This is a genomic window from Rhodococcus sp. KRD175 (assembly GCF_017168275.1).
Classification (GTDB): domain Bacteria; phylum Actinomycetota; class Actinomycetes; order Mycobacteriales; family Mycobacteriaceae; genus Rhodococcoides; species Rhodococcoides fascians.
In genome coordinates this window covers 261,175-282,583 of sequence record NZ_JABFAQ010000002.1, presented here as the reverse complement: position 1 = coordinate 282,583, position 21,409 = coordinate 261,175, and the positions used below count along the sequence as shown (strand labels likewise).

The 21,409-nt window shown below is 65.7% G+C and carries 21 protein-coding genes; 3 read left to right on the top strand and 18 right to left on the bottom strand.

Going from position 1 to position 21,409, the window contains the following annotated elements; genetic code table 11:
• Window positions 1-693 carry an MBL fold metallo-hydrolase gene (locus J1M81_RS02000; protein WP_032400849.1) on the bottom strand — a complete coding sequence of 231 codons (693 nt, stop codon included), beginning with the start codon at window positions 691-693 and terminating at the stop codon, window positions 1-3.
• 191 nt (window positions 694-884) lie between these two features.
• Between J1M81_RS02000 and J1M81_RS01995 the strand changes: the two genes are divergently transcribed.
• Window positions 885-1,748, top strand: coding sequence for a peptidylprolyl isomerase (locus J1M81_RS01995; protein ID WP_027496954.1), 864 nt, complete (start codon window positions 885-887; stop codon window positions 1,746-1,748).
• Window positions 1,745-2,542 carry a peptidylprolyl isomerase gene (locus J1M81_RS01990; protein WP_052061592.1) on the top strand — a complete coding sequence of 266 codons (798 nt, stop codon included), beginning with the start codon at window positions 1,745-1,747 and terminating at the stop codon, window positions 2,540-2,542. Before J1M81_RS01995 ends, J1M81_RS01990 begins: the two co-directional genes overlap by 4 nt.
• A 72-nt stretch (window positions 2,543-2,614) precedes the next feature.
• Here the strand turns inward: J1M81_RS01990 and J1M81_RS01985 are convergent, their stop codons facing one another.
• The 12 genes from J1M81_RS01985 to J1M81_RS01930 all read right to left on the bottom strand — a co-directional run bounded on the left by J1M81_RS01985 (window position 2,615) and on the right by J1M81_RS01930 (window position 15,831).
• Window positions 2,615-4,870 carry a bifunctional (p)ppGpp synthetase/guanosine-3',5'-bis(diphosphate) 3'-pyrophosphohydrolase gene (locus J1M81_RS01985; protein ID WP_167327864.1) on the bottom strand — a complete coding sequence of 752 codons (2,256 nt, stop codon included), beginning with the start codon at window positions 4,868-4,870 and terminating at the stop codon, window positions 2,615-2,617.
• Window positions 4,871-5,169: 299 nt separating this feature from the next.
• Window positions 5,170-5,727, bottom strand: a complete 558-nt coding sequence (locus tag J1M81_RS01980; RefSeq protein WP_045841766.1) for an adenine phosphoribosyltransferase — start codon at window positions 5,725-5,727, stop codon at window positions 5,170-5,172.
• On the bottom strand, window positions 5,724-7,427 hold the full coding sequence (locus tag J1M81_RS01975; RefSeq protein ID WP_032400790.1) for an ABC transporter substrate-binding protein: 1,704 nt from the start codon (window positions 7,425-7,427) through the stop codon (window positions 5,724-5,726). Before J1M81_RS01975 ends, J1M81_RS01980 begins: the two co-directional genes overlap by 4 nt.
• 20 nt (window positions 7,428-7,447) lie before the next feature.
• Entirely contained in the window at window positions 7,448-8,629 is a 1,182-nt protein-coding gene (gene secF / locus J1M81_RS01970) for a protein translocase subunit SecF (protein WP_206497512.1), read from the bottom strand.
• Window position 8,630: 1 nt separating this feature from the next.
• Complete coding sequence (gene secD, locus J1M81_RS01965; RefSeq protein WP_032365084.1) at window positions 8,631-10,400, bottom strand: protein translocase subunit SecD; 1,770 nt, start codon at window positions 10,398-10,400, stop codon at window positions 8,631-8,633.
• 160 nt (window positions 10,401-10,560) lie between these two features.
• A complete protein-coding gene (gene yajC, locus J1M81_RS01960) occupies window positions 10,561-10,986 on the bottom strand; it encodes a preprotein translocase subunit YajC (protein WP_027496947.1) in 426 nt (141 codons plus the stop codon).
• 138 nt (window positions 10,987-11,124) lie between these two features.
• Entirely contained in the window at window positions 11,125-12,153 is a 1,029-nt protein-coding gene (gene ruvB, locus J1M81_RS01955; RefSeq protein ID WP_045841916.1) for a Holliday junction branch migration DNA helicase RuvB, read from the bottom strand.
• Between the two features lie 54 nt (window positions 12,154-12,207).
• Window positions 12,208-12,813, bottom strand: coding sequence for a Holliday junction branch migration protein RuvA (ruvA, locus tag J1M81_RS01950; RefSeq protein WP_032372502.1), 606 nt, complete (start codon window positions 12,811-12,813; stop codon window positions 12,208-12,210).
• A complete protein-coding gene (gene ruvC, locus J1M81_RS01945; RefSeq protein ID WP_032370470.1) occupies window positions 12,810-13,427 on the bottom strand; it encodes a crossover junction endodeoxyribonuclease RuvC in 618 nt (205 codons plus the stop codon). The genes ruvA and ruvC overlap by 4 nt, the downstream gene beginning before the upstream one ends.
• A 106-nt stretch (window positions 13,428-13,533) precedes the next feature.
• On the bottom strand, window positions 13,534-14,292 hold the full coding sequence (locus J1M81_RS01940) for a YebC/PmpR family DNA-binding transcriptional regulator (RefSeq protein ID WP_027496944.1): 759 nt from the start codon (window positions 14,290-14,292) through the stop codon (window positions 13,534-13,536).
• Between the two features lie 88 nt (window positions 14,293-14,380).
• On the bottom strand, window positions 14,381-14,983 hold the full coding sequence (gene pdxT, locus J1M81_RS01935; RefSeq protein WP_032400791.1) for a pyridoxal 5'-phosphate synthase glutaminase subunit PdxT: 603 nt from the start codon (window positions 14,981-14,983) through the stop codon (window positions 14,381-14,383).
• Window positions 14,980-15,831, bottom strand: coding sequence for an acyl-CoA thioesterase II (locus J1M81_RS01930; RefSeq protein WP_027496942.1), 852 nt, complete (start codon window positions 15,829-15,831; stop codon window positions 14,980-14,982). Before J1M81_RS01930 ends, pdxT begins: the two co-directional genes overlap by 4 nt.
• A 40-nt stretch (window positions 15,832-15,871) precedes the next feature.
• Between J1M81_RS01930 and J1M81_RS01925 the strand changes: the two genes are divergently transcribed.
• Window positions 15,872-16,525, top strand: coding sequence for a hypothetical protein (locus tag J1M81_RS01925; protein ID WP_241257586.1), 654 nt, complete (start codon window positions 15,872-15,874; stop codon window positions 16,523-16,525).
• A 22-nt stretch (window positions 16,526-16,547) separates the two neighbouring features.
• Here J1M81_RS01925 and pdxS read toward each other — a convergent pair whose 3' ends face one another.
• The 5 genes from pdxS to pgsA all read right to left on the bottom strand — a co-directional run bounded on the left by pdxS (window position 16,548) and on the right by pgsA (window position 21,394).
• Entirely contained in the window at window positions 16,548-17,423 is an 876-nt protein-coding gene (gene pdxS, locus J1M81_RS01920) for a pyridoxal 5'-phosphate synthase lyase subunit PdxS (protein ID WP_094652899.1), read from the bottom strand.
• Window positions 17,424-17,662: 239 nt separating this feature from the next.
• The gene (locus tag J1M81_RS01915) at window positions 17,663-18,688 is read right to left on the bottom strand and encodes an NUDIX domain-containing protein (RefSeq protein WP_032365079.1); all 1,026 of its coding nucleotides are present in this window, start codon (window positions 18,686-18,688) and stop codon (window positions 17,663-17,665) included.
• Window positions 18,688-19,812, bottom strand: a complete 1,125-nt coding sequence (locus tag J1M81_RS01910) for a glycosyltransferase family 4 protein (protein ID WP_027496938.1) — start codon at window positions 19,810-19,812, stop codon at window positions 18,688-18,690. Before J1M81_RS01910 ends, J1M81_RS01915 begins: the two co-directional genes overlap by 1 nt.
• Window positions 19,809-20,714 carry a phosphatidylinositol mannoside acyltransferase gene (locus tag J1M81_RS01905; RefSeq protein WP_032372505.1) on the bottom strand — a complete coding sequence of 302 codons (906 nt, stop codon included), beginning with the start codon at window positions 20,712-20,714 and terminating at the stop codon, window positions 19,809-19,811. The genes J1M81_RS01910 and J1M81_RS01905 overlap by 4 nt, the downstream gene beginning before the upstream one ends.
• A complete protein-coding gene (gene pgsA / locus J1M81_RS01900) occupies window positions 20,711-21,394 on the bottom strand; it encodes a phosphatidylinositol phosphate synthase (RefSeq protein ID WP_032400792.1) in 684 nt (227 codons plus the stop codon). The genes J1M81_RS01905 and pgsA overlap by 4 nt, the downstream gene beginning before the upstream one ends.
• Between the last annotated feature and the right edge of the window lie 15 nt (window positions 21,395-21,409).

Below are 21,409 nucleotides of genomic sequence, written 5' to 3'. Positions count from 1 at the left end.
TCACAGCTTTCCTTGCTCGGGGTCGCCGAGTCCAACGAGGAACGGATTGGACCTGCGCTCCTGACCGATGGAACTCTGTCCGCCGTGTCCGGGGAGCACGACGGTCTCGTCGCGCAGCGGCAGCAACCGCGACGCGATGGACCGTAGAAGTTGATCGTGGTCGCCGCCGGGCAGATCTGTCCGGCCGATCGACCCGGCGAACAAGGTGTCGCCGGTCAGCGCCAACGGAACCGTCCCGTCGGGACCGTTGGCCTCGGTGAGGAACACCACCGAGCCCTGCGTGTGCCCTGGAGTGTGCACGACCGTGAAGTCGATTCCCGCGAGGCTCAGACGTTGCTCGTGCGCCAACTCGATGACCTCGTCCGGCTCGTGGAACTCGAGGTCGCCGAGCACGGCAGCGAGCGTCGGACCGGTCCCTTTGATCGGGTCCGCCAACATGTATCGATCCTCGGGCGCGATGTATGCGGGGATTCCGTACTTCGAGCAGACCGGCTCCACGGACCACGTGTGGTCCAGATGACCATGGGTCAGCAGCACCGCTGTCGGGGTCAGCGAGGATCGCGTCAGGAAGTCGACCAACGGATCGGCGGCATCCTGGCCGGGATCGACCACGACGCACTCGGATGCGTCGTCCTGAGCGAGGATGTAGCAGTTCGTCTGAAACATTCCTGCGGGGAATCCGGTGACGAGCAAGACAATCGCTCCTAAGAGGCAGAGGCCGAAGTACCGAGCCAGCTTAGTGGGGAGGTTCTCGTCGGGTCCCCCCAGCATGCTCTCAGGCAATGATGGCAAACTCGCGTTGGCCGATTGTCGGCCGGCTACCACACGACCCACCCGCTCAGCGAGCAGGCGTGGTCGAACCAGGACAAGCGGGAGGACACGAATTGCCCAGCAACGAGCAACGGCGCGAGGCTGCCAAGCGAAAGCTCGAACGCCAACTCGTACGACGCGCAGAGCGAGCACGACGTCGGAAGCAGTTGACGATCGCCGGCTCCATCCTCGGTGTGGTTGCGGTCGTGGCCGTTGTCTCGGTCGTCTTCGTGGTGACCCGCGGTGACGACGACGCGAGCACGGCGCAGGACTCGACCACGTCTGCACCGGCCGATTCGATCATCGCTGCGGGCCGTACGGAACCGCTGCCCGAGACGGTGAACTGTTCCTACCCTGCCGCCGCGCAGCCGGCCGCCAAGCCCAACACCCCTCCCCGCACCGAGAACATCCCCACCAGCGACGAGCCCTTGAGCTACAGCATGGCCACCACCGCCGGCAACATCGGCCTGACACTGAACAACCCCGAATCCCCGTGCACGGTGAACAGTTTCGTGTCCCTGGCCAATCAGGGCTACTTCGACGGCACCACCTGCCACCGCCTGACGACGGGTGCCGGCCTGCAGGTGCTGCAGTGCGGCGATCCCACCGGCTCCGGTAGTGGCGGGCCGGGCTACCAGTTCGCCGACGAGTTCCCCACCGACACGTACGCCGAGGGCGATCCTGCCGCGCAGACTCCTGTCCTGTATCCCCGCGGAACCCTGGCGATGGCCAACGCCGGCCCGGGAACCAACGGCAGCCAGTTCTTCCTCGTCTACGGCGATTCGCAACTCCCGCCCGCCTACACCGCCTTCGGCACGATCGACGAGACCGGTCTCGCCACCTTGGATGCCATCGCGGCCAAGGGGGCGCAGGGCGGTGCCTCCGACGGCGCACCGGCCGAGCCGGTGGACATCACCTCGATGCAGAGCGACCTGTGACACGCGTACCCGGTCTGGTGATCGCAGCCTCCGCTGCGGCACTTCTTCTCGCCGGCTGCTCCGGATCGACGGAGACCGCTGCCACGCCCGCTCCGACCGGTTCGACGACCGCTGCCTCGACGTCGGCCACGACGACCACCCCGCGGCCGCCGCTGAATCTGTCGCGGTTCGGTGCGCTGCCGCCCGTTCCGCAGCCGACCACCGATACGGTCTCGTGTGCGTACCCGGCGGAGTCTCCGGCCGCCAAGGAGGTTGCTCCGCCTCCGACCGAGAACATCGACGTCTTCGGAACGGTCGACGTGACGCTGTCGACGACCCAGGGCGACATCGGAATGACGCTCGACCGTACCGAGGCCCCGTGCGCCGTCAACAGTGTGGTCAGCCTGGCTCAGCAGGGCTACTTCGACGGCGCACCGTGTCATCGGTTGACCACGTCCCCCGGCCTCGAAGTGTTGCAATGCGGCGACCCGTCGGGATCGGGTCGTGGCGGCCCCGGCTACAGCTTCGCCAACGAATACCCCACAACGGCGTTCGCCGACGATCCCGCGCAGGCCCAGAACCCGGTCGTCTACCCCCGTGGCACCCTGGCCATGGCCAACGCAGGCCCTGACACCAACGGCAGCCAGTTCTTCCTGGTGTACGCCGACTCTGTGCTGCCGCCGCAGTACACGGTGTTCGGCACCATCTCCGAAGCCGGCCTGCAGACCCTCGACGCCATTGCGGCCGGTGGAGTCAGCGGCGGTGCAGAGGACGGAGCACCAGCGAATCCGGTGGTCATCACCTCGGCAACCTGAGGTACCGCACGACGACGACAGGGTGAGCAGTAATGTCTGCTCACCCTGTCGTCGTATCGGGTCGGAATTCGGTCAGGCCGCCGAGGTGAGCCGGTACACGTCGTACACGCCCTCCACGTTGCGCACGACGTTGAGCACGTGCCCCAGATGCTTGGGGTCACCCATCTCGAACGTGAACTTGCTGATCGCCACCCGATCGCCCGACGTCGCGACGGATGCCGAGAGGATGTTGACCTTCTCGTCGGCCAGAGCCTTCGTGACGTCCGAGAGCAACCGATGCCGGTCCAGGGCCTCGATCTGAATGGCCACGAGGAACACCGAGGAGGCCGACGGTGCCCATTGCACCTCGATGAAGCGCTCGGACTGCTCCTCGAGCGACCGCGCATTGGTGCAGTCGGTGCGGTGGACACTGACCGACCCGCCGCGGGTGACGAACCCCAGTATCTCGTCCCCGGGTACAGGGGTGCAGCACTTGGCGAGTTTTGCCACGACACCCTCGGCACCGGTGACCAGTACCCCGGCGTCTCCGACCTGACGCGGTCTGGTCGGAATGGTCGACGGCGTAGAGCGCTCCGCGAGCTCTTCCTCGACGTCACCGACACCACCGAGATGAGCGACCAGCCTCTGCACGACGTGGCGAGCAGAAACGTGGTTCTCACCGACCGCGGTGTACAGCGCCGACACATCCACGTACCGCAGTTCGTGGGAGATGGCCGACATGGACTCGGCATTCATCAAGCGCTGCAACGGAAGTCCGCCGCGACGGACCTCTTTCGCGATGGCGTCCTTACCGGCTTCGAGGGCCTCTTCGCGACGTTCCTTGGCGAACCACTGACGGATCTTGGTCTTCGCACGCGGTGACGCGACGAAGCCCTGCCAATCTCGACTCGGCCCGGCCGTGACGGCCTTGGACGTGAAGACCTCGACCACCTCGCCGTTGTCGAGGGTTCGTTCGAGTGCCACCAGGCGACCGTTGACCCGGGCTCCGATACAGCGGTGACCCACTTCGGTGTGCACCGCATAGGCGAAGTCGACCGGACACGATCCGGCGGGAAGCGTGACGACATCGCCCTTCGGGGTGAAGACGAAGATTTCCTTGACCGCCAGGTCGTAGCGCAGAGACTCGAGGAACTCGCCCGGGTCGGCCGCTTCACGCTGCCAGTCGAGCAACTGGCGCATCCACGCCATGTCGTCGACCTCGGCGTTGTCCTGTGAGTGCTTGCCCTTGGTCTCCTTGTATCGCCAGTGAGCAGCGATACCGAACTCCGCGGTGCGGTGCATGTCCCTGGTGCGAATCTGCACTTCCAGTGGCTTGCCCTCGGGCCCGATCACCGTCGTGTGCAGCGACTGGTAGACGCCGTACCGTGGCTGCGCGATGTAGTCCTTGAAGCGGCCCGCCATCGGCTGCCACAGCGAGTGCACGACGCCGACCGCGGCATAGCAGTCGCGGATCTCGTCGCACAGAATGCGCACTCCCACGAGGTCGTGGATGTCGTCGAAGTCCCGGCCCTTGACGATCATCTTCTGGTAGATCGACCAGTAGTGCTTGGGACGTCCCTCGACGACGGCGCTGATTCTCGATGCCGCCAGTGTGGCGTTGATCTCGGCCCGTACCTTCTCGAGGTACGTGTCGCGGGACGGTGCCCGATCGGCGACCAACCGAACGATCTCGTCGTACTTCTTGGGATGGAGAATGGCGAAGGCCAGGTCTTCGAGCTCCCATTTGACGGTGGCCATACCCAGCCGATGAGCAAGCGGCGCAATGACTTCCAGTGTTTCCTTGGCCTTGCGGGCCTGCTTCTCCGGGGGCAGGAATCGCATCGTGCGCATGTTGTGCAGTCGATCGGCGACCTTGATGACCAACACCCGCGGGTCCCGCGCCATCGCGATGATCATCTTTCGGATGGTCTCGCCCTCGGCGGCCGTCCCCAGTACGACCTTGTCCAGCTTGGTGACCCCGTCAACAAGATGGGACACCTCGTCACCGAACTCCTCGGTCAACTTGGCCAACGAGTAGCCGGTGTCCTCCACCGTGTCGTGCAGCAGGGCCGCAACCAACGTTGTGGTGTCCATACCCAGTTCGGCGAGGATGTTCGCCACGGCAAGTGGATGGGTGATGTACGGATCGCCGGACTTGCGCATCTGTGTGGAATGCAGCTCGTCCGCGACGTCGTAGGCCCGCTGCAGCAGCGTCAGATCGGCCTTGGGATACAGCTCGCGATGCAGACTGACCAGGGGTTCGAGGACGGGCTTGACCGCCGCGCTGCGTCCGGCCGTGATGCGACGAGCGAGCCGCGCCCGAACTCGACGGGAGGCCGAGGTGGGCACGGGTGCCGAATTGCGTGCACCCGAGGGTGCCTGGTCGTCGGCCTGCGCCGAATCACTCGACACCGGCTCGCGCACGCCCGGTCTGTCCACCACCGGATCGTTGACCACTGCGGTATCGACGACCGCGCTCGTATCGCCGGACGCGACCGAATCCGCACCGGTTCCCGGCCGATCGGCGACTGCGGGCCGCTCGGGCAAGGGCTGATCGATGTAACGGGTCACTCTCATCACCTCCTGCCACACATTCGCGCCGACGCCAGGACAGATCCGGTCGACGCTGTATCAGTCGACTTTAGTCCTCAGACTCGAACCAGGCAGGCGAGCGGGTAGTCACTGCACTTGCTGCGGCCGTCGAGCGCCTCTATTTCCAGCACCACGGTCGCCCCGACCACCACCGCGCCCTGCTCGGCCAGCAACCGAGCTGTCGCATCGACGGTACCGCCGGTGGCGAGGACATCGTCGACCACGAGCACCCGTCGACCGGCCAGCTCGATGGAGGTCGGAATCTGCAGTTCTGCGGTTCCGTACTCGAGATCGTAGGTTCGCGAGTGCACGGGCGGCGGCAGTTTGCCCGCCTTGCGTACAGCGAGCACCCCGCAACCGAGCTCGAGTCCCACGCCCGCTCCCAGCAGAAACCCTCGGGCATCGATGCCGGCCACCAGATCGACGTTCTCGAAACCCTCCGTCAGTGCCGTGACGACACTGCGCAACGCGGGCCCCTCCGCGAACACCGGGGTCAGGTCGCCGAACCGCACCCCGTCCACGGGAAAATCGTCCACCCACCGTGTCAGCCGATGCACGGCCGACACGGCATCACCGCGCACCCCGCCGTCCTGAGTCACTGTCGCATCGCTCATTTCAGAAGTACCCACCGATCCATGTTCCAGCCGGCACCGGCCGCCGTGGGGTTGGCCACGACGTCCTGCATACCGTCGCTGACGACGGTGGTGCGCGGCTCGCTGTACAGCGGAAGCGACGGCATGTCGTTCCACAGAATGTTCTCGCCCTCGGTCGCCAACGCCAGCACGCGCTCGGGATCGTCGGTCACCGCCAGCTGGTCGACGATCGAGTCGATCCGCCCGTTGCTGTACCCGCCCACGTTGAGGCCGATACCGGTTCGCAACGAGTACCGTGCGACGACGGACGACGCCGAGCCGGTCGGCCCTGGCAGCGACCCCGCGCCGCCGAGAACGGCGTCCACTGTTCCGGCACGAAGCGCGGACGGCGTGAACTCCGGTGAGCTCGCGTCCTCGACGGTGATCCCCGCCGCCGCACAATCGGTCGCCATTCGGCTGACCAGCTGAGCGCGGCGCGCGTCCGGTGCCAGGTAGCCGACGCGTACGGTGAGCGCACTGCTACCCGATGCGGCCAGTTCCTTGCCCGCGCGGTCCAGGTCCGACCGCTGGTACCGGTCGCCGACCGTCGCGGCCACCGAGGGGTACACCAGAGTGTCCGGTTGCATCAGCCGCGAATCGACGACCCCGGAGCCGGGCCCGGCCGGCGGTGCTTCGAAGCCAGGGTGCCCGAGTGTGTCGAACAGCTCCGTTCGCGGGATGCATGCGGCCACGGCCCGGCGAGCACTCGCCTCCGCCAGCGCGCCCTGGGTCGCGAACGTCAGCTGCTCGACGCCTCGCGACGGTTCCGTGACGGTCTCGAACCCCTCTGTCGAACCCAGATCGATCGCGCCCGCACCCTGGTCGATCACGTCCAGAGATCCATCGGCAATCTTGGCCGGGACGTCGGTGCCCTTGGGCCAGATCACGACTCTCTGCGTCTCGGGCGGAATGCCCCACCAGGCGTCGTTCGCGACCAGAACCAACCCGTCCTCGGGGGTGTACGAGTCGACGCGGTACGGACCGGCCGACGGCAGCAGCGACGTGTCGACAGAACCGGGCGTCAACGTCCACCCGGTGTTCCAGAAATCGGCGATCCGAGAGACGACACCGTCATCGCCGGCCACGATGGGATCGACGACGTTCGGTACCCCGGCCGCGCGCGCAGCCACGTGTGCGGGCAACAGATCGGTGGCACCGAAGAGAGCTCGCCAGTTCTGGTAGCTGCGGCCCGGGGCGAAGACGACGGTGGCGTCCTTGGACCCGGGGACGCAGTCGATGCTCGCGATGTCGGAGTATCCCGCCGTCGACGCCGCGTCGAACAGGGGACGGTCGGTGGCGAACCGGCCGCTGTTGGCGGCCCACGCCAGCACCAGGTCATCGCACGCCATCGGTGCGCCGTCGGAGTATTTCGCCGCAGGCGCGATCGTGTACTGCAGCGTCAGAACGTCCCCAGGCACCACGGCGACGGTACCGATGTCGTTGTCCGACAGCGCATCACCGTCCGGTCCCAGATAGCTGAACCCGACCTGGACTCGTGTGAACGCCTGACGCGCTCCCGACGCGGCCCCGTCGACGGTCCTGGCGTTGTAGTTGTTCACCACGTTGTCGAACGAGTACCCGATGGAAGGCACCTTGTCCTCCGAGGCCGAACATGCGGTGAGCGACGCTGCGGCCAGACCCGCTGCCAGCAGTGCCGCGCTCCACCTACGTTCCACGTGCACTCTCCATCTCTACGATCTCGCTATCGGCGCTTCTTGTTCCGCTTCCCAGTGGGGCGATTGCCGGGCTGCGGTGCCGACGCCTTGCTGACATCCACGCCGACGGCCACCGGTTCGGGTGCGAGACCGGCGGCGCGCGCCGCCGCGTCGGCACGCTTGGAGTGGACCTTGCGAGTGTGGACCGCGACCGGGCCCCACTTCTCCTTCAGGATCACCAACAGCGGCGTGGCGAAGAAGATGGACGAGTAGGCACCGACGATCATGCCGACGAGCTGCACGAGAGCGAGATCCTTGAGCGTTCCCACGCCCAGCAGCCAGACCGCGACGATCATCAATGCGATGACCGGCAGAACACCGATCACGGTCGTGTTGATCGATCGCATCAGAGTCTGATTCACGGCGAGGTTGGCCTGCTCCGCGTACGTCTTGCGGTGCAGGTTCAAGATGCCTCGGGTGTTCTCCTCCACCTTGTCGAACACCACGACGGAGTCGTACAGCGAGAAGCCCAGAATGGTCAGCAGACCGATCACCGTGGCCGGGGTCACCTCGAAGCCGACGAGTGAATAGACGCCCGCGGTGACGACGAGGTCGAAGCCCAATGCGGCCAGGGCCGCCAGCGCCATGTCTCGTTCGTATCGGATGGCGATGTAGATGCTGACGATCACCAGGAACACCGCGAGGGCTATCAGAGCCTTCTGGGTGATCTGACTCCCCCATGTCTCACTCACGTCGGAGACGCTGATGGCATTGGGCGTTGCGGTGCCCGAGTTGTCCTGCGGCTGGAAGGACTGGAACAGCGCCTGTCGAAGAGTGTCGACTTCGGCTGGATCGAGCGCCTCGGAACGGATCTGCACCGTGGCCGCGGCACCCGAGCCGACCGTCTGGACGGACACCGGGGGCATGCCCAGCGAGTCGTTGTAGACGGTTTCGACCTGCTCGGTGGAGATGTTGTCCGCGGCGGGCAATGCGATGCGGGTGCCGCCCTCGAAGTCGATACCGAGCGTGAACCCACGCACGAGGAAGCTGAGCAGGCAGATCAGCACGATGACGCCGGTCAGCACGTAGTAGAACCTGCGGCGTCCGACGATCTCGAATGCACCGGTGCCGGTGTAGAGACGAGAGAACCAACTGTGCCTGGGCTGCGTGGACTGGTCGACGCTCGAATCGTCGAGAGGCGATGGGGTCGAGGTGGCCGTATCGGACATGTCATGCCTCCTTCGACGGCGACGCGGCGCCGGTCTTGACGGCGACTGCCTTGTTGGCGGCGCGCTTTCGTTCGAGCGCGATCTGCTGGACCGCGCCGAGACCGTTGACGGACGGCTTGGACCAGAATTTCGACTTCGACGCCAGATTCACCAGCGGCCACGTCACCAGCACCACGACGATGACGTCGAGGATGGTCGTCAGTCCCAGGGTGAACGCGAAGCCGCGCACCTGACCGACTGCCAGTACGTACAGAACGGCAGCGGCGATGAAGCTGACCGCGTTGCCGGACAGGATGGTCTTGCGTGCGCGGGCCCAACCGCGGGGCACTGCGGACCGGAAGCTGCGGCCCTCGCGAATCTCGTCCTTGATGCGTTCGAAGAACACCACGAAAGAGTCCGCGGTCATGCCGATACCGATGATCAGGCCGGCGATGCCGGCGAGGTCGAGGGTGAAGCTGATCCACCTGCCGAGCAGGATCAGGATGCCGTAGACGACGAGCCCGGCCAGCGCCAACGACAGAGCCGTGAGCAGGCCGAGGGCTCGGTAGTACAGCAGGCAGTAGACCAGCACGAGGGCCAAGCCGATGGCACCGGCGATCAGGCCTGCTTCGAGTGACGCCAATCCCAGTGTGGCCGAGACCGTTTCGGCCTCGGAGGACACGAACGACAGTGGCAGCGAACCGTACTTGAGCGTGTTGGCCAGTTCGGAAGCGCTCTGCGCGTTGAAGTTGCCGGTGATCGACGTGGCACTACCGGCGGGAGTGGCACCCTGAATGACCGGCGCGCTGATCACCTTCGAGTCCAGTACGAATGCGGCCTGCTTCTGCAGGTTCGCAGCCGTGAACTGCGCCCAGGTGTTCGACCCCTCGGAATCGAACGTCAGGCTCACCTGGAACTGAGCCTGCTGGTTGTCGAATCCCGACGTCGCGTCGGCGATCTGCTGACCGTCGATGATCGTGGGACCGAGAAGGTAGACAGCTGTTCCGTCGGTGGAGCAGGCCACGAGCGGGAGCGCAGGATCGTCGTTGCCGGCGAGCGGGTCCGCGGCGTTGCAATCGAGCGACTGCATGGCGAGCTGCTGTATCTGCTGATCCTCGCTCTGACGAAGCGCCTTCGCGTCGGCGATCTCCTGGGCTGCCCGATCGGCGTCGGACAGCGACGCGTTTTCGGCGGGATCACTCGAGGTCGGGGCGTCCGTCGCGGGTGCGTCCGAGGCCGGAGCACCGGTTGTCGGAGCGGGGGTCGGGTCGACCGTCGTCGGATCCTGCGCCGGAAACACCCGACTCTGCGGAGCCGCCGGAGCAGCAGGATCGACGGCTGTCGCCGGATCTGCCGGCGCAGCCGGGTCCGTCGGAGTCTGCGGAGAACCCGGCGTCGCCTGGCCTGCGGATGGTGCAACCGACCCCACCACCGGACGAATGAACAGTCGAGCGGTCTGCCCCAGAGTTCTCGCCTGAGAGCTGTCGTCACCGGGCACCGTGATGACGAGATTGTCGCCGTCGATGACCACCTCGGAACCGGACACGCCGAGACCGTTGACGCGGGTCTCGATGATCTGCTGCGCCTGCTTGAGGCTGTCCTGCGACGGCGCATTTCCGTCGGGCGTGCGTGCAGTCAGCGTCACTCGCGTGCCGCCCTGCAGGTCGATTCCCAACTTCGGCGAGGGGTCTTTGTCTCCGGTGAAGAAGACCAGGGCATACACCGCCGCCATCAGCACCGCGAAGACGGCGAGATAGCGGGCGGGATGCACCGATCCGCTGGAAGGTGCCACGGTGTGTGATTCTCCTCTGGGCGGTGGAAAAGTGTCTGTTCCTGTTGGCTCGCGCCTCGTTGTGTCAGCGGCGGGCGGTGCGATTGTGCACCACGACGCTCACCGCAGACGAAACCGCTGCCGGATTGTGTCTCCGACAGCGGTTCGGATCTTCGCTACGTCACTCTTTTTCGAGGCGCTTCGTCGTCTGCTCGACGGTTTCGTCGGCGGGGTTCCCGACGTCCTTGTGCAGCGACGGAGCTGCCGGCTCGGTGGGGCCGACCGCAGCGGTGCCGGCGCCGGGCACCGAATCGAAGGTGTTCTCGTCCGACTCGCCGTCGTCGAACTCGGTGTCGTCGGGCAGAACCTCACGCACGACGGCGCGTGACCACGTCGTGATGACGCCGTCGGCGATCTCGAGGTCGATCGTGTCGTCCTCGACCAGGACCACTCGTGCATACAGGCCTGCGGTGGTGACGACCTCGTCGCCGACCTTCAGCGAGTCCTGCATTTCCGTGGTCTTGGCCAGCACCTTCTTCTGTCGGCGCGCGTTGAGAAACAGCGGTACCAGAAGGGCCACGATCAGCAGCGGAAACAGCAAATCCATCGGAAGGTCAGTCCTCGAAGTTCGGTTCGATAATCGTCATTGTCTCGTGCGAGAACGTCGCTGGTGCGGGCCTCGCAGCTACCCAGTGTGCCATCACCTGTGGCCCGCTCGGTCCGTTCGTCTCGTGTTGCGGCCGTTTCACTCGAATAATCCCTGCTGGACCTCGGCCGATCGCACCGAAATTCCCCCGACTGCGAGATCCGGTGGCGGGGTGAGACCGAGGTGGTGCCAGGCGGCGGCAGTGGCGACGCGACCGCGCGGCGTACGGGCGATCATCCCGGCCCGCACCAGGAACGGCTCGCACACTTCCTCGACCGTCGAGGGCTCCTCGCCGACGGCGACAGCGAGAGTGGACACTCCCACCGGTCCCCCGCCGAAACTTCGGATCAGCGCGCTGAGGACGGCACGGTCGAGGCGATCCAGTCCGAGCTTGTCCACGTCGTAGACCACGAGCGCGGCCTTGGCGGTGTCCTGGGTGACGGTGCCGTCCCCGCGCACGTCCGCGTAGTCGCGAACTCGGCGCAGCAGTCGGTTCGCGATTCGGGGTGTGCCACGCGAGCGTCCTGCGATCTCGGCGCAGCCGTCACGGTCGATGGGGACACCCAGAATCCCGGCGGATCGCATCAGAATTCGTTCGAGTTCACTCGGCTCGTAGAAATCCATGTGCGCCACGAACCCGAAGCGGTCGCGCAGCGGTCCGGTGAGCGCGCCGGACCGGGTGGTCGCACCGACGAGAGTGAACGGGGCGACCTCCAAGGGAATGGATGTCGCTCCCGGCCCCTTGCCGACGATCACGTCGACACGGAAGTCCTCCATGGCCAGATACAACATTTCCTCGGCCGGCCGGGCGATCCGATGAATCTCGTCGATGAACAGCACGTCCCCTTCGACGAGGTTGCTGAGCATCGCGGCCAGATCGCCCGCACGCTCGAGGGCGGGCCCGGAGGTCAACCGCAGTGAGGTGCCGAGTTCCGCGGCGATGATCATCGCCATGCTGGTCTTTCCCAGGCCGGGCGGACCCGACATCAGGATGTGATCGGGGGTGCCGCCGCGCATCTTCGCCCCCGAGAGCACCAGCTGCAGTTGCTCACGCACCCGAGGCTGACCGATGAAATCGGTGAGGTTCTTCGGACGCAGACTGGTCTCGATGTCGAGGTCGTCGGACATGGCCTCCGCACCGACCTGGGATTCCCCGAACTCGTCGTCCTCGGTCACGCCGACCTACCTGGACTTACCGAGGTACGCCAACGCGGCCCGCAGTGCGGTGGACGTCGTGGCCTCGGGCTGCTGTGCGAGTACCGCGTCGGTGGCCTCCTCGGCCTGCTTCGCCGGAAATCCGAGACCGATCAGGGCTTCGACGATCTGATCGCGCATCGAGTTGCCGACCCCGGAACCGGGCACCACGGAACTGCCGGCGCGGCCGACAACGGCGTCGACCTTGTCGCGCAGCTCGACCACCATCCTCTCGGCCCCGCGCTTGCCGATACCGGGAACTCTGGTGAGGGCCCCGATGTCGCTGTCCGCCAATGCTGTTCGCAGGGAGTCGGGTTCGTGTACCGCAAGCGTGGCCATCGCAATTCGTGGCCCGACTCCGGAAACCGTGAGCAGCAGCTCGAACAGCTCACGTGATTCCTTGTCGGGAAACCCGTACAGCGTTTGCGAGTCCTCGCGCACGATCATGGTGGTGAGCAGAGTGGACTCGCTCCCCCGATGCAACGTCGCCAACGTCGCCGGTGTGGCATTGACGCGATATCCGACACCGGCCGCCTCGAGTACTGCGTGATCGAGAGCGATGTCGATCACCGACCCGCGAATGGATGCGATCACCGTGCGCCCGCCTCCTTCTTGGCCAGTTTCTCGATTTTGCGCGCCACGGCGGCGCGAGCTTTGCGTTCCTCGGCCAGACGCGCGTCGTACTTGCGCTTCTGTTCGGCGGCCATCGCCTCGGCTTTGGCCATCCGGGCGATCATCGGGGCGCGCCAGCAGTGACAGATACCCAGAGCCAACGCATCTGCGGCATCAGCGGGAGTCGGCGCGGTCTGCAGCCCGAGAATGCGCATGACCATGGCGGTGACCTGTGCCTTGTCGGCCGAACCGTTGCCGGTGACGGCTGCCTTCACCTCACTGGGAGTGTGGAAGCAGACGTCGATACCGCGCCGGGCCGCAGCCAGTGCGATGACGCCGCCTGCCTGCGCGGTGCCCATGGCCGTCCGTACGTTGTGCTGAGCGAACACTCGCTCGATTGCCACGACCGACGGCTTGTGTGTATCGAGCCAGTATTCCGCCGCTTCGGATATCCGCAGCAGACGCTGCGCGAGATCCATGTCGGCGGGAGTCCGGACCACATCCACGTCGAGAGCGACGACTGTGCGACCGACGCCTCCCTCGATCAAACTGAGCCCACACCTGGTGAGACCGGGGTCGACACCCATCACCCGCACGTCACCACACCTTCCGCTTACGAACTGTTGTTCGATAGCGTAGCGGAGCGCACCGACGGATCAGGGCTACGACACCCGGTCGATCACCGTGAGCAAACGGACCGGGTCAGTCCTCGTCGTCCAGTTCGGCCATGACCTCGTCCGACAGGTCGACGTTGGACCAGACGTTCTGCACGTCGTCGCTGTCTTCGAGGGCGTCGATCAGCTTGAAGACCTTGCGCGCTCCGTCTGCGTCCACCGGGACGTTGACCGAAGCCTGGAAGCTCGCCTCCGCGGAGTCGTAGTCGATGCCCGCGTCCTGCAGTGCGGTACGCACTGCGATCAGATCGGTCGGCTCACTGACGATCTCGAACGTGTCGCCGTTGTCGTTCACTTCCTCGGCACCGGCCTCGAGGACCGCCATCAACACGTCGTCCTCGCTCTGTCCGTTCTTCTCGAGCGTCACGACGCCTTTGCGTGAGAACAGGTAGGACACCGAACCCGGATCGGCCATGTTTCCGCCGTTACGAGTCATTGCTACTCGAACTTCGCCTGCTGCACGATTGCGGTTGTCGGTGAGGCACTCGATGAGGATGGCGACACCGTTGGGGCCGTAACCCTCGTACATGATGGTCTGCCAGTCGGCTCCGCCCGCTTCTTCGCCGGCTCCGCGCTTGCGCGCACGTTCGATGTTGTCGTTGGGAACCGACGTCTTCTTCGCCTTCTGGATGGCGTCGTAGAGCGTCGGGTTGCCCGTGGGGTCACCACCACCCGTGCGGGCCGCCACCTCGATGTTCTTGATGAGCTTGGCAAACGACTTGCCGCGTCGGGCGTCGATCACCGCCTTCTTGTGCTTGGTGGTGGCCCATTTTGAGTGGCCGCTCATGCGATAGAGCCCCTTCCTGCTCGAATTCGGTGTTGTCGACTTTACTCGCCCGTGTCATCGCTCCGCCCCAACCGGCGATTACGGGTTTCTACGCGCTGCGCACCATGTCCACGAAGAGTCGGTGCACTCGATCGTCTCCGGTGACCTCGGGATGGAAGCTGGTGGCCAGCACTCGGTTCTGGCGCACGGCCACCACACGGCCCGCAGCAGGCCCGTTCGGGACGGTGGCGAGTACTTCGACGTCCGCACCGACACGCTCGACCCAGGGCGCGCGAATGAACACTGCGCGCATCGGTCCGCCCTCGATGTCGGCGAATTCGAGATCGGTCTCGAACGAGTCGACCTGTCGGCCGAAAGCGTTGCGGCGCACGGTGATATCGAGACCGTCGAGGTGTTCCGCGTCGGGCCTGGTGTCGAGGATGTCCGACGCCAACAGGATCATCCCCGCGCACGATCCGTACGCGGGCATACCGTCGGCCAGACGAGCGCGCAGCGGCCCGAGCAGATCGAAGACACCGAGCAGGGTGCTCATCGTCGTGGATTCGCCACCGGGAATGATCAACCCGTCGATTTGGGCGAGTTCGTCCGGCCGCCGCACGGTGATTCCGTGCGCACCGCTCGACTCCAGCGCGGCCAAGTGCTCGCGAACATCGCCCTGCAGTGCGAGTACGCCGATCGTCGGCGGCGTCACTTCAATCCGAAGGGATCGACGTGTGGCTTCGAGGTGTCCCGCTCGAAGCGCATCAGTCCCTCTTGGACGACGGCGGCGACCATACGACCGGAGATGTCGAAGATTCGCCCCTGCGCCAGTGCTCGTCCGAAATCAGCGGACGGCGACGTCTGGTCGTAGAGCAGCCATTCGTCCGCTCGGAACGGCCTGAGGAACCACAGCGCGTGATCGAGGGAGGCCGTCTGCGTGACGGCGTCCGGGTGCGGCACCTTGGCCGATCCGATGAGCGTCATGTCGCTCATGTAGGCGAGCGCGCAGACATGGAACACCTGATCGTCGGGCAGCGTGTCGCGGTACCTGAACCAGACCCGTTGCTGCGCAGCGAAACTGGGATGCTTGACGGTCTGATCGTCGGGAATGAGACGGATGTCCCATTCGGACCACTCCTTGTAGTAGGAGGTGTCGTACTCCGCCAGAGTGGTCGGGTCGGGCAACGATTCCGGTCCGACCACCTCGGGCATGAGGTCCTGATGGGAGATCCCGTCGTCGTCGCCGTGGAACGAGGCGGACATCGTGAAGATGGCCTTGCCGTGCTGAATTCCGGTCACTCGACGGGTGCAGAACGACCGGCCGTCCCGAATACGATCGACCATGAACACGGCCGGCTCGTTCGGGTTACCCGGCCGGAGAAAGTAGCCGTGCAGCGAATGCACGCGGAACTCGGGTGCCACGGTGCGCACGGCCGCGACGAGCGCCTGGCCGGCAACCTGGCCGCCGAACGTCCGCGGCAGCCGGCTCGGGAACGTGCGTCCCCGATAGATGTCGTTCTCGATTCGTTCCAATTCGAGAATGTCCTCGATGCTGGCCATGGCTGTGTCCACCTTTCTGTGACAACGGCTCAGGCTAACAATGAGTGGACCAGGCAAGATGGTCGGTGTGGGTCAACCGATACCGATATTTCCCGATCTTCTGACCAAGTCGATCGTCGATGCGTGCCCCGCCGGGTCGCGAACGATCGTTGTCGTCGACGGTGCCGACGCCGCGAAGCCGGTCGACTTCGCCTCTCGCACAGCCGAACACGCCCGCGCACAGGGCAGGCGTGCCGACGTCGTCGACCTGCACGATTACGTCCGGCCGGCGTCCATTCGATTCGAGTATTCGCGAACGGACGAATTGAGCTACCGCACTGTGTGGTTCGACTACGATGCCGTGATACGCGAGGTCATCGCGCCACTGCGTGCCGGTGGCCGAGGTCACTATCTGCCGCGTCTGTGGGATGAGGCAACCGATCGATCCGCCCGCGCTCGTACCGTCGAGGCCGCGCCGAATCACATAGTCCTGATTGCCGGTCCGATGCTGCTGGGCCGAGGACTGGACGTCGATCTTCGAGTGCAGTTGCGGTTGTCCGAGGGTGCGCTGCGTCGGAGAACCGACACAGCCGACCAATGGACCTGCACGGCACTGCTCGAGTACTACGACTCGATCGACGAGTACGCCGAGCGGCCGGACTTCGCGGTCCGGTGGGACCATCCGGACCGCCCGGCACTGGAACGCAGTCAGTAGCTACGCAACCGGAAGAGGACGGTCACCAACCGCGCTCGGCGAGACGGTGTGCGACGGGCAGGTCGTCGACGTTGATGCCGACCATCGCCTCGCCGAGTCCACGGGAGACCTTGGCGAGGACATCCGGGTCGTCGAAGAAGGTAGTGGCCTTGACGATTGCCTCGGCACGTTCTTTCGGGTTGCCGGACTTGAAGATTCCCGATCCGACGAACACTCCCTCGGCACCGAGTTGCATCATCATCGCTGCGTCGGCCGGGGTGGCGATACCGCCGGCGGTGAACAACGTGACGGGCAGCTTTCCGGCACGGGCGATTTCGACGACGAGATCGTACGGAGCCTGCAATTCCTTCGCCGCGACGTAGAGCTCGTCTTCGGGAAGTGATGTGAGACGACGAATCTCGTCGCGAATCTTGCGCATGTGGGTCGTCGCGTTCGAGACGTCGCCGGTGCCGGCCTCGCCCTTGGAGCGAATCATGGCTGCGCCCTCGGTGATTCGACGCAGTGCTTCACCCAGGTTGGTGGCACCACACACGAACGGAACGGTGAAATTCCACTTGTCGATGTGATTGGCGTAGTCGGCCGGGGTGAGGACCTCGGACTCGTCGATGTAGTCGACACCCAGGCTCTGCAGGATCTGCGCCTCGACGAAGTGCCCGATGCGGGCCTTGGCCATCACCGGAATGCTGACCGAGGAGATGATGCTGTCGATCATGTCCGGATCGCTCATCCGCGACACCCCGCCCTGCGCGCGGATGTCGGCGGGAACGCGCTCGAGCGCCATGACGGCAACGGCACCGGCATCCTCGGCGATCTTCGCCTGGTCTGCGGTGACCACGTCCATGATGACGCCGCCCTTGAGCATCTCGGCCATACCGCGCTTGACGCGAGCGGTGCCGATTCCGTTCTCGTTGGACCCGCCGTCAGCGGATCCAGTGGAAGCAGCGGGCGAATTGGGGGCGTGTGGGGTACTCAAGCCAACTCCTGTGTTCTCGGCAGTCCGGATCTTCGCGCAGAGCCGCTGCCCTGCCCGCGAAGGGGCGGGCCGGCGCGGCGACGCGCCCAGAACTGTAGGCCGCTACCGCGTCGTTTCCCATAACCACTTGACGATTGCTGGACTGGTCGGAAAGGTCCAGATTGTCAGCGGATGGCCCTGACGTCCGGGTCGCCGCGTCGCGCGAGCGCTACGTTGACCTCGTCGAGAAGTTCGGCCAGATCCTGTGGATACACGTTTTCGCCGACCGCACTCAGCGCCCGGATGTCTGCCTCGGTACACCAGCGATGCCCGGTGACGGTTCGTCGCTCGAAGTCCGTGAACCCGGCACTCTCGGGCTCGAACTCCTGCGTCCGATGCGCGAAGAACAGTTCCTCGGACCGGATCAACGTTCCGTTGAACGGGAAGGTCGCAACTCGACGCCACAGCGGTCCGCGCAGGTCGGACGCGTCGACGGTCAGGCCGGTCTCCTCGTGCACTTCGCGTACCGCTGCCTCGCGAAGGGACTCCCCCTTTTCGACCGCACCTCCGATGGTGAACCAGAAGAACGTCTCGGGCACCGTGGGGTCGTGTCCACGCAGGAGCAGGACACGGCCACGCTCGTCGAGCAACACCACCCGCGCAGAGGTACGCGGCGTCGCCCGAGTCTCACTACCGAACGTTGCCGCGGCCGAGCGCTCCGCGATCTCGAAGTACGACGGCAGGGCGGCGGTGCCGCCGAGATGCAGCCACCGGACCGGACGGCGTACCCGTAGAGCGAGGGTGTCTCGGACGGCGTCGTTGTGGAAGCGTCGTGCGATCAATACGCGTGCTTCGGCGTCGGCGAGTTCGGCGACCAGCTGCGGTGGCAGTGCGGCCGGTTCGACAACGGCGAGTGCCATGGACACCGCGTTCTCCGCTTCCTCCCGCTGCGACCGGTCGGCGCGTTCGGCTCGATCTGCCAGTGCAGCAAGCTCTTTGCTCGACGACACCGAGCCCCGGGTGGCGGCCGACACGGCTCGCGCGACGACGGCTCGGCGCGCGAGTGCAGCATCGAGGGCCTGCCAGGCGAGGTCTGTGCGAACGTGGAGCCGATCGAGTCGGTTGGCGGTTCCGTAGGCCCACAGCCCGACGACGAGGATCAGAACCGCGATCAGTCCGAGTACCAGGATGGTGACGGCAGACAGTGTCATCAGCTCGCGGCTCGCACTTTCTGTCCGCCGAGGGTGACCGTCTCGTACACGCGCAGGATCTGTTCGGCGACGACAGGCCAGTCGTACGTGGACACGGCCGCCGAGGCGGCGTCGACGAGACGCTCGCGGACGGCGTCGTCGGACAGAATGGAGGTGACCGCTGCCGCGAGTGCCGCAGAATCGTCGATCGGAACCAGCAGGCCACATGCGCCGTCGCGTAGGACCCGACGGAACGCGTCCAGTTCGCTTGCCACCACGGGGGTTCCGGCTGCCATCGCCTCCACCAGAACGATGCCGAAGCTTTCGCCGCCGAGGTTGGGGGCGCAATACACGTCGGCGCTACGCATCGCGGAAGCCTTCGTGGCGTCGTCCACCTGGCCGAGGAAGGTCAGATGCGAGGCCAGCGCGCCTGCTTCCTTGCGAAGCTTGTCCTCGTCGCCCCTGCCGACGATGAGAATTTCGATGTCGGGGTGAGATTCGACGAGGGCCGGTAGCGCGCCCAGCAGCACGGCCATTCCCTTGCGCGGTTCGTCGAAGCGGCCCAGGAACAGCACTGTCCGGCCCGGACGCGGATAGCCGTCGAGCACGTCTGCGTCGGCGAACGCCGGCACGTCGACTCCGTTCGGAATTTCGACCGCATCGGACCCGAGCGCCTCGACCTGCCATCGCCGCGCCAACTCGGACACGGCGATCCGACCGCTGATCTTCTCGTGATAGGGCCGCAGCACGCCCTGGAACGTGCTGAGCACGAGAGACTTGGTGGTGGATGTGTGGAACGTGGCCACGATCGGGCCGTCCGCGGCCTTGAGTGCGAGCATCGACAGACTCGGCGCATTGGGCTCGTGAATGTGCAGCACGTCGAAGTCGTTCTCCGAGATCCACTTTCGGATCCGTGAGTACGTCACCGGGCCGAATCGCAGCCGGGCGACCGACCCGTTGTACGGAATGGCCAAGGCTTCTCCGGCCGACACCACGAATTCGGGGAGCTCGACGCCGTCCGAGGCGGGAGCCAGAACGCTGACCCGGTGACCGCGCTCGATGAAGACCTCGGCCAACTGCTGGACGTGGGCCTGCACTCCGCCCGGCACGTCGAACGAGTACGGGCACACCATGCCGATTCTCATGTGCCCTCGATTCGGGCCCGGCGCTCTGCCGACCAGTCGCTCATCCACAGCGGCTGCAGCATGTGCCAATCGGCGGGATGAGCGCGGATTCCGGCGGCGAAATGATCCGCAACCGTCTGAGTCGCAGCGGCTACTCCCTGCGAGACGTCCACCGCGGGCGAGATGTCGAATCCCCAACCGTCGCCGTCGAAGTAGCCGTGTACCGGGAGCAGCGTGGCACCGGTGTCGATGGCGAGCTTGGCCGCACCTGCCGGCATTCGTGTCGGTTCCCCGAAGAAGGTCACCGGTACTCCGTGCTTGGCCAGGTCTCGTTCGCCGAGCAGGCAGACCACCTTGTTCTGGCGCAGTCTGTCGGACAACGCGAGCAGGGGCGGTTGCTCGCCGCCGCTGAGCGGAAAGATCTCGAATCCCAGGCTCTCGCGATACGCCACGAAGCGTTGGTACAGCGACTCCGGCTTCAACCTCTCGGCCACGGTCGAGAGGCCACCGTGCGTCCGTACCAACCACATTCCGGCCATGTCCCAGTTGCCGCTGTGCGGTAGTGCGAGCACCACTCCCTTGCCGGCACCGAGCGCCGCTTCGAGATGTTCCTTGCCGTACACGCATCGATCGATGACGGCCGCCTGAGCGGCCAGGTCCATCGACGGCAGCCGGAATGCCTCACGCCAGTACCGGGCGTAGGAGCGAACACTCTCTCGGATCAGGTCATCCGGGACCTGCTCCGCCGTGGTCCCCAGCACCCGAGCGAGATTGCGGCGCAGCTGATCCGGGCCGCCGTTACGGGACGAGGCGAAGTCGGCACCGCGGTCGAACAACCGACGGGCGACACCCTCGGGTAACGACCGGACGAGACGCCACCCCGCGGCGTACCCGGCGTCGGACGCGCGTTCCGACAGATTCATGTCGGCTCCACACCGCCGTCGTCGGAGACCGATGGAGCCGGCGGCACGATAATGTCGCGGGCACCCTCGGATCCGCGGACGGCGAGCACTCGTTGGAACACGGTCACGATGCTCAGCGCGGCAAGAATCCACATTGCGGGATAGATGAGACTGTCCAGCCACGGTATGTCGAAATGTCTTCCGACACCGGTGAGCCCGGCCCCGACCAGAACGATGACGAGGCGGTCGGGTCGTTCGATCCAACCACCGTCCGCGGACAGGCCGCTGGCCTCGGCGCGCGCTTTGGCGTACGAGATGACCTGCGAGGTGACCAGGCAGACGAGAGTGGCAACGAGCAGTAGCTTGTCGTTCTCGGAATACACGGCCCACCAGGCCAAGCCGCCGAAGATCGCACCGTCCGCAACGCGGTCGCACGTCGCGTCGAGAACGGCACCGTACTTGGTGCCGCCTCCGCGTGCGCGAGCCATCGCGCCGTCGAGCATGTCGAACAGAACGAACAGGGTGATGACGATCGAGCCCCACCACAGGTAGCCGGCAGGGAACATCGTCACCGCAGCGGTCACGGTGACGACCGTGCCGATGACGGTCACCGAGTCCGGAGTCAGGCCGGTGCTGTTGAGCGCGCGGCCCAACGGGGCCGTCAACTTCGAGACCGGCGCACGGCCGAAGATGCTCAGCACGCCGCACGCTCCCCG